A 12,964-nucleotide genomic window follows, 5' to 3' on the forward strand; every position below is an offset into this window, starting at 1 on the left:
AGGGGGAGACGTGCGTCTGACCAGGAGAGTTTCCGGAAGTAAATGGCGAGTCGCCGTTCGGCCAGCGGTTCGTGGCCCTTGCGGAACAGCGGGCCGGTGGCGTCCGGCCGCGAGGGCGCCGTTTTGTCGTTGCCGGATGCCAGGATCGCCGCATGTCGCCGAGAACGCTCAGCTCCGTCCTCCCCGCCGGGGACCCCGCGCCGGTCGATGAGCGGCCGGCTCCGGCCGTCCGGATCGTCCCGGCGGAGGACGCGCTGGCCGGACGGCTCGGCCACACGACCCGTCAGGCGTTGGACCGGATCCGGGAGCAGAGCCACGATTCCCCTCCGACCCTGGATCACTGGGAGCGGCTCGCGGACTCGGCGTACGCCGGGTTCGCGCGGACGGCGATGGAGGCCGCCGCCGCCCGGGCCGCCGCGATCCAGGCGGGGGACATCCCCTACGCCGCGGACAAGGCGTTCACGCCCGAGGAGGTCGCGGCGCTCGGCCGGGCCTGCCGGGTCGCCCTCCTCCGTGACGAGCCCTGGCTGCCGGAGCTGTTCGAGCGGCTCCTGCCGGCGATCGCCGTCGCCCCCACACCGGCCCGTACCCTCCCGTCGCAGGCTCTGCTGTTCGAGCTGGCCCGGTCGGCGCAGGAGTTCCCGACACCCGAGGCGGCCGCCGCGCTGCGCGCCGTCCGCGGCGTCGTCCGCCACGCGGGGGTGCCCAAGCAGCTCGACCGCAACCTGAAACGGATCGACGCCGCGCTGAGCGAACGCCCCGAGGTCGCCTTCCGGCTGCCCGACCTCGGGTTCGGGCCGGACGGCGTACGCCGCGTGCCGTTCGGCGAGTACGAGGCGCGGATCACGGTCGGCGACGACGTGACGCTGACCTGGCATCGCCCGGACGGGCGGGAGTCGCGCGGCGTGCCCGCGGCGATCAGGCGTGACAGGGCCGCCCGGCTGGCGGAGCTGCGCGAGCTGGTCAAACGGACCCGTGCCCATCTCGCCACGCTCACCCGCGCCCTGGAGGCCGCGCTCCTCGGCGAGGCCGGGCAGCCGTACGGCCGGTGGCGCGCGGAGCAGGCGGAGCACCCGATCGGCCGTCCCCTCACCGAACGCCTGCTCTGGGAGGTCGAGGTCGCTCCCGGGCAGTGGCGCGCCGGCCTGCCGGTGGAAGGCGGCCGGCGCTTCATCGACGCCGCTGGGGAGCCGTGGGCCGCCGCGGAGGAAGACGCCGTCATCCGGCTGTGGCACCCGGCCCGCTCCACTCCGGAGGAGATCCGCTCCTGGCGCGACCACCTGACCGAGCGGCAGATCCGGCAACCGTTCGCGCAGGTGTTCCGGGAGATCTACGTGGTCGGCCCGGCGGAGCGGGAGGCCCCGGGCTGTTCCACCCGCTACGCCGCGCGCACCCTGCGTTTCAGGGCGCTCTACGCGCTCATGAAGACCCGCGGCTGGGAGCCGGTCATGCTCGGCCCCTGGGACGGCGGGGACGAAGGGGAGGCGACGCGCGTGATCGCCGGTCGCGGCTGGCGAGGGCGCCTGTTCCTGGAGTACGCCGACCCCGCGCGGCAGGAGGACCTCGCCACGACCGGCCGGGTCAGGTTCGAGCGCCGTACGGAGGACGGGTGGCGTGAGGTGGCGCCGGCGGAGGTGCCCCCCACCGTCTTCAGCGAGCTGATGCGCGACGTGGACCTGTTCGTCGCAGCAGCCTCGACGAACTGATGCCGGTCCGTCTGGTTTGGCGTCGATGTGATCACCCGGTAGAGTTAGGGACGTCGGAAGGCAGGGACGGACCGGTCCGGACCTGACAGCCGACAGGGTCCTCCGGATCACACCGGAAGCGGCCCGCTTCTCATGTAGGGCCCGGGTCCACCGAAACCCGGTTCGTGCAAGAGGAGAACGTCCGCTAAGCTGGGCGTCGCCCGCGAGGGAGACCGAGCGAGCGAGATACGAGGTCCCGTCGTCTAGTGGCCTAGGACGCCGCCCTCTCAAGGCGGTAACGCCGGTTCAAATCCGGTCGGGACTACACAGGTCGAAGACCTGATCACCCAAGGGTGGTCAGGTCTTCGTCGTTTTCCGGCGTTCTCCGAGGACCGCCCGCGCGAACGCACCTGGGGCGCCGCCTGTCTCGGCGGCGAACGAAGCGAACGCCCCTTGAAGTGTCGTCGGTCACAGTGGTGAGCAGGCCGAGTGTGCCTCAGGCCCCGTCGACCTCGGCGGTGAGCTAGCGAACGCCCTCCAGGGTGTCGTCGGTCACAGTGGTGAGCAGGGCGAGTGTGCCTCAGGCCTCGCCGGCCTCGGCGGTGAGCAGGGCGACGACCTGGTCCCGCGACATCGCCGCGCCCCGGGCCCGTGCGGCGGCGAACGCCTCCGCGCCGAGGAGTTCCCGCCCCCGGGCGGTGACCCGGGCGACGTCGGGGTCCCCCGCCAGGGACAGACCGCGCAACGCGGCCGCCGTCCCGAGGAGAAGGGCGGCCCGCTCACCCTCACCCCGGAGTACCGCCGGTCCGGCGAGGGCCTCGGCGGCATGGGCCATGATCCGGGAATCCATCTGGGGGAGACCGGCGGCGAGCGCCCGGCGGAACCACGCCCCGGCCTCGGCGACGTCGCCCGCCGCCTCGGCGACCCGGCCGATCCCGATCAGCGCCATCGCCCGGGAGTGGCGGACGATGAACGCCTCCGCCGTACAGCGGCTCAGCGCGGCCTCGAAGTGACGGCGGGCCTCCGCCAGGTGGCCGCGGAGCCGGGCGACCTCTCCCAGGCCGATCAGCGTCTCCGCGATCTTCTCGACGCCGCCGGACCGGCGGGAGAGGGCGTGGGCGTGCTCGTAGCATTCCCCGGCACTGTCGAGGTCACCGCGGCGGATCAGCATCTCGGCACGGAGCTGCAGGCAGTCCGCCATGTCCTCGGCCGAGTCGAGCCGCCGGACGTGCTCGTACGCCTCGTCGAGCAGGGCGCGCGCCGTGTCCCAGTCGCCGCGCCACACGGCGAGGCGCGCGCGCTCGCCGAGCATCGCCGACAGTCCCCAGCGATCACCGAACGCGCGGAATCCCGCCTCTCCCCGCGCGAACTCGCCTTCGGCCCCGGCGAGGTCGCCGGCGAGGAGATGGCGGTACCCGTAGCCGAAGTGGCGCAGGGCGCGGGACCACGGGTCCCGGCCCATCCGCGCCTCCTGCAACTCGGTGTTGGTCACGGACGGCCCGGCGTTGATCGCCCACAGGAGGGTCGACATCGGCCGCAGCGTCGGCCGGTCCGAGCCGAGCTCCGCCATGAGCGAGTCGATCCGGCGCCGGTAGTACTCCACCGCCGGATCGTCTCCGCCACCGTGGAGCGCGAGCATGACGCACAGCGCGTACTCCTCGGCCGCTCCGGGCGGCGGCTCGTCGCCCATCAGGGAGAGCAACTCGATGGCCGCCGCGGCGCCTTCGCTGCGCAGCCCGCGCAACCACCAGTAGGCCGACATCGCCGCCAGCATCCGCAGCGCCCCTGCGTGGTCGGTGTGCACCAGCAGGCGGAGCGCCGCCAGCAGGTTGCCGCGCTCGGCGTTCAGACGGGCCAGCCATTCCAGCTGGTCGGCCCGGCGCAGGTGGGGTTCGGCCGCCTCCGCCAGTTCGAAGAAGTACGCGGCGTGCGCCGTGCGTACGCGCTCGGCCTCGCCGGCTTCGGCCAGCCGTTCGGCGCAGAACTCACGGATGGTGTCGAGCATGCGGTACCGCCCGCCATCACCCTCGACGAGGGACTTGTCGGCGAGGTCGGTGAGCAGATCGTCGGCCTCCTCCTCGGCGAGGCCGCAGACCCGCGCCACCGCCTCCGGCGTGGCGCCGCCCGCGAACACGGTCAGCCGCCGGGCGACCAGGCGTTCGTCCGCGCCGAGCAGGTCCCAGCTCCACTGCACCACGGCGCGCAGGGTCCGGTGGCGGGGGGCCTTGGTCCGGTCGCCCCGCGACAGCAGCCGGAACCGGTCGTACGGCGCGGCGGGATCGCCCGGCGCCGCCTCGGAGCCCGCGCCGACCCCGGTCGTACCGACCCCGGTCGTGCCGACCGCAGTCGTGTCGATTCCGCTCGAGTCGGCGACCGCCGACGCCGCCGGGCGGCTCGTTCCGAGGCGGGCGGCGACCTCCTCGACGGACAGCGTGCGCAGCCGGGCGGCGGCCAGTTCGATCGCGAGCGGGAGCCCGTCCAGTGCGGCGCAGATGCGCGCCACCGCGGCGACGGTGTCGGCGTCGAGCTCCAGACCGGGCCGTACGGCGGCCGCCCGGTCCGCGAACAGCCGCACGGCCGGATAGGCGAGCGCGTCGGCCGGATCCACCGTGGCGGGCGGTGCGGCGAGCGGCGTCAGCGGGCACAGGGCCTCGCCGGTGATGCCGAGGGCCTCACGGCTGGTCGCCAGCACCCGCAGGCCCGGACAGGCGCCGAGCAGTCGGTGCACGAGCCTGGCCGCCTCGTCGATCACGTGCTCGCAGTTGTCCAGGATCAGCAGGAGATCGCGATCGGCGAGGGCCTCGACGAGCCGCTCCGCCGGATCGGACTGCGCGCCGACGGGGACGGCCATCAGGCCGGCCTCCCGTACGCCCAGCGCGTCGATGACCGCCTGGGCCACCGCGCCGTCCGGGCCCGCGCCGTCCTCCGGGCGGCGCTCGACCGCGGCGAGGTCGACGAACCGGACCTCACCCGGCGCCCGGCCTCCTGCCTCGACCGCCAGGCGGGTCTTGCCGGTTCCGCCGGGGCCGACGAGCGTGACGAGGCGCTCGGCGGCGAGCAGCCCGCCGACGCGGGCCAGCTCGTCCTGACGCCCGACGAAGCTGGTGAGCTGGGCGGCCAGCCCTCCACGGGCGGCGGCCCTCTCGCGGGACGCGGGCGCTTCCCAACCGGCCGCTCCTTCCCGTACGGCCGGTTCCTCGCGATGGATCGCTTCTTCACGGTCGGCCGGTTCCTGACGGTCGGCCGGTTCTTGACCGTCGGCCGGTTCTTGACGGTCGGCCGGCCGGTCGCGATCGACCGCGCCTTCACGGTCGGCCGGGGGCCGTTTCCGGGGCGGATCGGCCGTCAGGGACGGGTCGGCCCGGAGGATGGCGAGGTGAACCTGGATGAGCTCCGGCGAGGGGTCGGCGCCGAGCTGGTCGGCGAGCGCACGCCGCGCGTCCTCGAACACCGCGAGGGCCTCGGCCTGGCGGCCGCCGCCGTACAGGGCGCGCATGAGCAGGGCCCGCAGGCGCTCCCGCAGAGGATGGGCGGCGACCAGCTCCCGGAGCTCGATCACCAGGTCGCGGTGGTCGCCCAGGGCGAGCAGCGCTTCGGCGTAGTCCTCGAACGCCTCCAGCCGCAGATCTTCGAGCCGGGCGGTCTGCGCCTCGGCGAACGGCGCGGCGGCCACGTCGGCCAGGGCGGGTCCGCACCACAGGTCGAGGCCCTCGCGCAGGAGCGCTGCGGCACGGCTCGGGTCACCGGCCGTCAGGGCGCGCCGGCCGTCCCGCGCCAGCCGTTCGAAGCGGAGGGCGTCGACCTGGCCGGGATCGACCGCGAGACGGTACCCGGCGGGGCGGAACTCGACCAGGTCTCCTGACCCGTCGGCGGTGCCGAGGCCGCGCCGCAACCGGGACACCTGGGACTGCAGGGCGTTCGGCGCGCCTGCCGGGGGCTCCGCGCCGTACAGGCCGTCGATCAGGCGTTCGACGGTCACCACGTGGCCCGCGTCGAGGAGGAGCAGGGCCAGCAGGGAGCGTACGCGCGGCCCTCCGACCGAGACCGGGGATCCGTCGGAGGCGCGGATCTCCATCGGGCCTAGGACGCGGAATCGCATGCCCCGATTGTGGCGGATCGCCGCTGATGATCAGGTCGACGGCGGAAGTAACGTTGACGAAAATCAATGTTGACCGGTATCGATGACGCTGGCCAGCATCGGGGTATGCCCTATGACGACCTGGCTCGGCTGTTCGAGGCCGCCCCGTCCCACTTCGCCACTTCGCCGCTCTACGGCCGCCTCGGCGCGGTCGTCGCGGCGGACGAGCGGCTGCTGGCGATCGCGTCGGAGGCCCGCCCCGGGCAGCTTCCCTCCAATCTGCTGTTCGCCGCGGTGCACTATCTGCTGCTCCGCGATCCGTCGCACGAGCTCGCGGCCTGGTATCCCACGGGTGCGGCACGGACGCCGGAGGGCGAGCCGGGTCCGGCGTTCACCGACTTCTGTCTTACCCGGCGCGCGGACATCGTCGAGTTGATGCACGGCCGCCTCGTCCAGACGAACGTCGTGAAGCGGGCGACGGCCCTGCGGCTCGGGCTCGCTCTCGTCGCCCGCCTGACCGGCGAGCCCGTCACGGTGATCGAGGTGGGCTGCAGCGCGGGTCTGTTGCTGCGGTTCGACGAGTACCGCTACGACTTCGGCGGGCGAACGTGGGGGAGACCCGCCTCACCGGTCGAGATCCGTACCCGGTGGGAGGGCGCCGCGCCGGCGCCGGACCTCGGTCCCCTGCCGGCCATCGCCGATCGTGTGGGCGTGGACCTGCACCCGGTGGACGTCACCGACCCGGACGAGCGGCTCTGGCTGCGCGCGCTGATCTGGCCGGAGAACCGTGCCCAGGCCGATCTCCAGGACGCGGCGCTGAGCGTGGTCGCCGCGGATCCGCCGAGGACCGTCGCCGGGGACGCGGTGGAGGTGCTTCCGCGGCTCGTCGCGGAGGTGCCCTCAGGCACGCCGGTGGTCGTGTTCCACGCCGCGACCCGCCTGCACGTGGCGGCGGACCGGCGCGATCGGTTCGACCAGGCGATCGCGGCCGTCGGGCGGACGCACGCGCTGTTCCATCTGTCCCTGGAGGCGGAGCCCGGCCTCCGCGGGGCCGCCTTCGCGCTACGCCTGCGACACGGCGACGGCGCCGAACGGCTCGCCATCGCGGACGGCCACGTCGAGTGGATCGCAGAGCCGCCGGCCCGGTGACCGTGACGGGGAACCGCCGGCCCGGTCACGGTGAAACGGCGGTGGAAGGGGACCGATCAGGCGGCGGTGAGAACGGCGTGGCGGTGAGGGCGGCCGGGATCAGGCGATCGAGAACGCGGCCCAGACGGCCTTGCCGCCGCCCAGCAGGGGAGTCCAGCCCCAGGCCCTGCTGATGGCGTCGATGATGTGCAGGCCTCGGCCGGTCTCGGCGACGAAGTCGGGCTCCCGCATCCTCGGGGCCCGGTCCGCCGGGTCGGTGACCATGCACACCAGGTGGCAGCGGTAGCGGACGAGGACGAGCCGGAGGGCCTCTTCGGCGTCGGCACCGCAGCGCAGGCCGTGGCGGACCGCGTTGGTCACGAGCTCTGACACGACCACGGACGCGTCGTCGTAGAACCGGGCGAGACTCCACTCCGCCAGAGTCGTCTTCGTGACGTGCCGGGCGATCTTCGGTGACTCGGCCTCCGCGGGCAGATTCCGGGTCGCCACCCACGGGCGTTCGGGAACCTGATGCGGGGGGTTGTCGAGACGCGTCAGCCAGTCATCCCAACCTCGGTGGGCGAGGGGGATACCGGTGGTCTCGCGGAGCGGAGACGTGGTCATTGGCGAACCCTGGGGGAAGTCGTGTTCGTCGCGAGGCGCCCGGTGCGCCGCTTCCGCTATCTTGCTCCTCAAGTCGTGCATATGCAAGCACGCTTGCACACTCAAATGCACGTGCATCTGAGCGTGCAACATGGGGGGAGCGGCGCCCGGCCGGCGCCATGAGGCGCGACCGGGCATTCACGACAGAGGCCAGGAGGGGCGAGATGTATCAGGCCTACAACGGAATGTCGGCGTCGCTGCTGAGCGAGGTCAGCTGGCTCAAGAGCCGGGCCAGCAACCCGAGCGGCAACTGCGTCGAGTTGGCGGAGCTGCCCGACGGCGTCATCGCGGTGCGGAACTCCCGCTTCCCGGACGGCCCGGCGCTGCTCTACACCCGCGCCGAGATCGACGCCTTCATCCAGGGAGCCAAGGACGGGGACTTCGACCACATGGTCCTCTGAGGTCACATCGGGCGCGTCGCGTCACACGCACCCCTGGCGGGGCGTGTGTCGCGCTGACCTGAGCACTTTGCAATCAGTGCCGCCGGTGGGACACTGGGCGGATTCCGGTGTCCTGAGGGGAGCGCATGATCGGTTCTGCGCCTGATGGCGAGAAGGCCGTGAGCAGTATGTTCGGTCATCATCGTGGTGGGCCGACGGTGCTGCGTATTGTGCTGGGGGCGCAGTTGCGGCGGTTGCGTGAGGCGCGGGGGATCACGTGTGAGGAGGCCGGTGAGGCGATCCGGGCGTCGCATTCGAAGATCAGCCGGATGGAGTTGGGGCGGGTTCGGTTCCGGTCGCGGGATGTGGCGGATCTGCTGAGTTTGTACGGGGTTGCCGATCAGGAGGAGCGGTCGGCGATGCTGGCGTTGGCGGAGCGGGCGAATGAGGCGGGGTGGTGGCATTCGTACTCCGATATTCTGCCGGGCTGGTTTGAGGTGTACATCGGGTTGGAGGAGGCGGCGTCTCGGATCCGTGCGTATGAGGTGCAGTTCGTTCCTGGGTTGTTGCAGACCGAGGATTATGCGCGTGCGGTGACGTTGCTGGGGCATCCGGATGCGCCGGGGCATGAGGTGGAGCGGCGGGTGGGGTTGCGGATGCGGCGTCAGTCGTTGCTGTCGGGGGAGGATCCGCCGCATTTTTGGGCGGTGGTGGATGAGGCGGCGTTGCGGCGGCCGTTGGGTGGGGTCGCGGTGATGCGGCGGCAGTTGGAGCACCTGATCGAGGTGACGGAGTTGCCGCATGTGACGTTGCAGGTGGTGCCGTTTCATCTGGGGGGTCATGCGGCGGCGGGTGGGCCGTTCAGTATTTTGCGGTTCGCGGAGCCGGATCTGCCTGATGTGGTGTATTTGGAGCAGTTGACCAGCGCGTTGTATTTGGACAAGCGTGAGGATGTGGATAATTATCTGGCGGTGATGGAGCGGTTGTGCATCGACGCCGAGCCCGCCACCCGCATCCGCGACACCCTCGGACGCATCCTCAAGGAGCTCTGACCCCAGGGCTCCGACCTCGAGATTCAGGGCCCACCGTTTCGGATCCCACGGCCGGCGCCGCTCGCGAACGGCCATCCGATACGGGACGAAATGCAGCAAGCCGCCGATCATTAGGGCGTTCGGCTTCGACGTCCCGCGGTTTTTCCGCTCTCCTCGGCACGACGGCGCGCGTCCGCCTCCTCGGCATGACGGCGGGCGTCCGCCTCCTCGGCATGACGGCGGGCGTCCGCCTCCTCGGCATGACGGCGGGCGTCATCGGCGGTCCGCGCGGCGCGGTCGTACTCCCGCTCGGTGACCTGCGCGTGGCGGTCGGCCTCCGCCCGTTCCCCCTCGGCGGCCTTCACCTGTCGCCGCAGCTCTTCGAGGCGCCGCTCCAGCTCTCCGACGTGGCCCTCCAGCTCGTCGAGACGCCGGTCGGCGGCCGCCACGGCCTCCCGTGCGGCGTCCCGCTCGGACCGCCACTGGGCGAGCGAGCGTTCGGCCTCCTCGGCCCGCTCGGCGGCGGCCCGCGCCTCCTCCGCCAACCGGCGCGCCCGGATGCGGGGATCCTCTTCCGGCGCGGCACGCTTCTTGCGCCTCTCCTTCGGCGCGGCGGCTCCGCGGCGCTGCGTCACCGACGGCGCCACGGCCCCCAGCGGGCCGAAGCCCGCGTGACTCAGCGGGTGTTCCAGCCGCCCGGCCCGTACGGCCTCGGCCGCCGACGGATCCGCGATGGCGGCCTGCAGCGTGTCCTCGACCTCACGGCTCTGAGCCTCGTTGAGCGGCCGGTCGGCCTCCTTCGCCAGCTCCCGCGCCCGGCGCACCAGCCCGTCGACCAGCGTGCCCCGCTCGCGCTCCAGCTCGCCGACGTCCCCGCCGGACGACCACGCCTCGCGCATCCGCTCGCCGAGGCCGAGCAGCGGCTCCACGCCGCCGTCCCGGACCAGGTGGTTCACCGCCCACGCCGAGACGGTGGGACGGCGCAGGGCGGTCAGACGCCGGGCGTCCTCGCGCGGCAGCTCGCCGGCCAGCCGCTTGCGCGTGGCGGTGAACTCGGCCGGGGGAACGCCGTAGAGCCGGTCGGCGGCGGTGTCGAAGTCCACCCCTCCATGATTCCCCCTGGAAAAGGGGACACAAGGTGTCCGCTTTCGCTGTCAGCATCCCCGGCGACACGACACGACACGAGAGGGGCGAGGCATGTCGTTGCAGGGAAGGGTCGCGCTGGTCGCCGGGGGCACCCGCGGGGCGGGGCGTGCGATCGCGGTCGAGCTCGGCCGGGTGGGCGCGACGGTGTACGTCACCGGCCGGACGACGCGCGAGCGGCGCTCGGAGATGAACCGTCCCGAGACGATCGAGGAGACCGCCGAACTGGTGACGAAGGCGGGCGGCGAGGGCGTCGCCGTCGCTGTGGACCACCTGGAGATCGACCAGGTGCGGGCCCTGGTCGAGCGCATAGACGGGGAGCATGGACGGCTCGACGTGCTCGTCAACGACGTCTGGGGCGGCGACGCGTACCTCCGGTTCGGCCGCCGGCTCTGGGAGCACTCCCTGGAGGAGGGACTGCGGATGCTCCGCCTCGGCATCGACACGCACGCCATCACGAGCCACTGCGCGCTCCCGCTGCTCATCCGCAGGCCCGGCGGCCTGGTCGTCGAGATGACGGACGGGACGGCGGAGTTCAACGCCGCCTACCGCGCCGACGCCGGTTTCTTCTACGATCTGGTCAAGACGTCCGTGCAGCGGATGGCGCTCGCCCAGGCGGAGGAACTGCGCCCGTACGGCGGCACGGCCGTCGCCGTCACGCCGGGCTGGCTCCGCTCCGAGGCGATGCTGGAGCTGTTCGGCGTCACCGAGGAGACCTGGCGGGACGCCACCGCCGAGGAGCCGCACTTCTGCATCTCCGAGTCACCGGCGTACGTCGGCCGGGCCGTCGCGGCGCTGGCCGCCGACCCCGGCGTGGCCCGCTGGAGCGGCCGGACGCTGTCGAGCGGGGAGCTCGCGAAGGTGTACGGCTTCACGGATGTCGACGGCACCCGGCCGGACGCCTGGCGGTACATCACCGAGGTCCGGGACGCGGGCCTCCCGGCGAACGACAACGGATACCGCTGAGGCGGAGACCCCTGCGGCTCTACGCCGAGGATTCTCGTCGCTGCGGCGACGAGAATCCTCGGCCGAGCCGTGGAGCGCCGGTGCTGCTGGGGATCTTTCGGCTCTGCGCCGAGGGTCTTCGTCGCTACGGCGACGAGGATCCTCGGCGCTGGGGGTCGTAAAGGCGGTGCATCCGCACGGCGGCGTCGCTCAGAAGGGCGCGCAGCTCCGGCGGATCCAGGACCTCCGCCTCCGGGCCCAGGCGCAGGATCTGGGAGTAGGCCACCTCGACGGACTCCACGGGCAGGACGACGGTGACCCGGCCGTGGCCGTCCGGCGCGCTCGCCGAGGCCATCGCGTCCGGCAGCGCGGCCGGATCCGCGACGTGCCGCAGCGTCCGGAGGCCCGCAGGGGTCAGCCGGACGGTGGCCTGCGTCCTGAGCAGCGAGCGCTCGAAATCCTCCGCCCGCGCGTCCCAGAACGCCGCCAGGTCGAAGCCCTCGTCACGGACGAAACGCTCGGTCCCGGTCCGTACGTCCTCGAAACGGTCCACTCGGTACACCAGGAAACGGCCTCCCGCGCCGCCGCCCGTATCGCCGCTCGTACGGGCGACGGCGTACCAGACCCCCGCCTTGAGCACCAGGCCGTACGGTTCGAGGGTGCGGTCGACGACCTGTTCGCCGCGCCGGTAGCGGACGGTCGCGACGCGGTCGCCCCACACGGCCTGGGAGAGCTCGGGGAGCAGCGGTGGCCGGCCGGCGACCCGGAACCACGCGGGGGCGTCCAGGTGGAAGCGCTGTGCGGCGGTGGCGGGGGCGTCGCGTAGTTCCGGCAGCAGCGCGGCCGAGACCTTCAGCCGGGCGGCGAGCGCGGCGTCGCCCAGGCCCATGTCGCGGAGCGGGCCGGGCACCCCCGACAGGAACAGCGCCTCGGCCTCGGCCCGGCCCAGGCCGGTCAGCCGGGTGCGGTACCCCTCCAACAGCCGGTATCCGCCGCCCCTGCCGCGGTCGGCGTACACCGGCACGCCTGCCTCCGCGAGCGCCAGCACGTCGCGGGCGATGGTGCGCTCGGAGACCTCCAGCCGCCGGGCCAGCTCCGCGGCGGTCATCGACTCCCGGTTCTGCAGCAGGAGGACCAGGGAGATGAGTCGTGCCGCCCTCATGCCCCGAGGCTAACGGAGGCGAGACGTCCCACCCGCCTTCCCGTGGTCGGCCGGAGCCGGACCGCCTGCCTTCCGTGGTCAGCCGGAGGCGGAGTGGCGGGTCGAGGCGTCCTCCTGGGCCATGCGGCGCAGGGCGAGCAGGACCCGTTCGTACAGGACGTTGGTCGCGATGGCGGTCTGCACGGCCGTCTCGCGGTCCGTGCCCGCCGACAGGCCGCCGGCCTCGTGGTCCGCGGTGAGCTCGGCGGCCTCGATGTACGGGCGCAGGTCGCGCAGGATGATCGGCAGGCCCAGCCCGCGCAGCGCCACGAACGCCTGCGCGAGCAGGTCGCGGGCCGGCGCGTCGGGCGCCACGCGCCAGCCGAGTTCGGCGACGACCGCGTCGACGTCCTGCCGGGCGGCCCGCCAGCCGGGGTCCTCGGGCCGCGGTTCGGCGCGCGGGCCGAGCGCGTACTGCGCCTCGCCCAGCAGCCGGTGCAGCGCGACGGTGTCGTCGTCCACGGCGGCGACGATCTGCTGGACGGACGCGACGGGCAGGCCGCCGACCTCCCGGAGCGCCTTGATGAGCCGCAGCCGGTGCAGGTGCCGCCCGTCGTACTCCGCCCGGGTCGCCGCGGTGGCCGTGCCCTTCGGGAGAAGGCCCTCCCGGATGTAGTACTTGATCGTCTGAACCGGCAGCCCGCTGCGGTCGCTGAGCTCGGAGATCTTCATTCGCCCCCCTGGCGGGGACACTAGCGCCGTACGACCGC

General features: G+C 73.1%; 10 protein-coding genes and 1 tRNA gene. 6 read left to right on the forward strand and 5 right to left on the reverse strand.

Features of this window, described 5'->3' with window-relative positions; all coding sequences use genetic code 11:
- Positions 1-152: 152 nt before the first annotated feature.
- On the forward strand, positions 153-1,706 hold the full coding sequence (locus tag NE234_RS01645; protein ID WP_252776162.1) for a DUF4132 domain-containing protein: 1,554 nt from the start codon (positions 153-155) through the stop codon (positions 1,704-1,706).
- Positions 1,707-1,937: 231 nt separating this feature from the next.
- Positions 1,938-2,010 (forward strand) — tRNA-Glu (locus tag NE234_RS01650).
- A gap of 255 nt (positions 2,011-2,265) precedes the next feature.
- Here NE234_RS01650 and NE234_RS01655 read toward each other — a convergent pair.
- Positions 2,266-5,784 (reverse strand): AfsR/SARP family transcriptional regulator, encoded by a 3,519-nt coding sequence (locus tag NE234_RS01655; RefSeq protein ID WP_252776165.1) that lies wholly within the window; start codon positions 5,782-5,784, stop codon positions 2,266-2,268.
- 105 nt (positions 5,785-5,889) lie between these two features.
- Here NE234_RS01655 and NE234_RS01660 point away from each other — a divergent pair, with 105 nt between their 5' ends.
- A complete protein-coding gene (locus NE234_RS01660) occupies positions 5,890-6,912 on the forward strand; it encodes a DUF2332 domain-containing protein (RefSeq protein ID WP_252776167.1) in 1,023 nt (340 codons plus the stop codon).
- Between the two features lie 99 nt (positions 6,913-7,011).
- Here the strand turns inward: NE234_RS01660 and NE234_RS01665 are convergent, their stop codons facing one another.
- Positions 7,012-7,515 carry an ATP-binding protein gene (locus tag NE234_RS01665; protein WP_252776171.1) on the reverse strand — a complete coding sequence of 168 codons (504 nt, stop codon included), beginning with the start codon at positions 7,513-7,515 and terminating at the stop codon, positions 7,012-7,014.
- A 203-nt stretch (positions 7,516-7,718) separates the two neighbouring features.
- On the opposite strand from NE234_RS01665, the gene NE234_RS01670 reads away from it, so the two are divergent.
- Both NE234_RS01670 and NE234_RS01675 read left to right on the forward strand, forming a co-directional pair.
- Entirely contained in the window at positions 7,719-7,955 is a 237-nt protein-coding gene (locus NE234_RS01670) for a DUF397 domain-containing protein (protein ID WP_252776172.1), read from the forward strand.
- Positions 7,956-8,080: 125 nt separating this feature from the next.
- Positions 8,081-8,986, forward strand: a complete 906-nt coding sequence (locus tag NE234_RS01675; RefSeq protein WP_252776174.1) for a helix-turn-helix domain-containing protein — start codon at positions 8,081-8,083, stop codon at positions 8,984-8,986.
- A gap of 110 nt (positions 8,987-9,096) precedes the next feature.
- Here NE234_RS01675 and NE234_RS01680 read toward each other — a convergent pair whose 3' ends face one another.
- Positions 9,097-10,068: a hypothetical protein gene (locus tag NE234_RS01680; RefSeq protein WP_252776176.1), complete on the reverse strand. Its 972-nt coding sequence runs from the start codon at positions 10,066-10,068 to the stop codon at positions 9,097-9,099.
- Positions 10,069-10,162: 94 nt separating this feature from the next.
- On the opposite strand from NE234_RS01680, the gene NE234_RS01685 reads away from it, so the two are divergent.
- Positions 10,163-11,074 (forward strand): SDR family oxidoreductase, encoded by a 912-nt coding sequence (locus NE234_RS01685; RefSeq protein ID WP_252776177.1) that lies wholly within the window; start codon positions 10,163-10,165, stop codon positions 11,072-11,074.
- Positions 11,075-11,198: 124 nt separating this feature from the next.
- Here NE234_RS01685 and NE234_RS01690 read toward each other — a convergent pair whose 3' ends face one another.
- Both NE234_RS01690 and NE234_RS01695 read right to left on the reverse strand, forming a co-directional pair.
- Positions 11,199-12,215: a helix-turn-helix transcriptional regulator gene (locus NE234_RS01690; protein ID WP_252776179.1), complete on the reverse strand. Its 1,017-nt coding sequence runs from the start codon at positions 12,213-12,215 to the stop codon at positions 11,199-11,201.
- A gap of 78 nt (positions 12,216-12,293) precedes the next feature.
- Positions 12,294-12,926, reverse strand: coding sequence for a MerR family transcriptional regulator (locus NE234_RS01695; RefSeq protein WP_252776181.1), 633 nt, complete (start codon positions 12,924-12,926; stop codon positions 12,294-12,296).
- Between the last annotated feature and the right edge of the window lie 38 nt (positions 12,927-12,964).

This window comes from Actinoallomurus rhizosphaericola (assembly GCF_024055675.1).
Classification (GTDB): Bacteria; Actinomycetota; Actinomycetes; order Streptosporangiales; family Streptosporangiaceae; genus Actinoallomurus; species Actinoallomurus soli.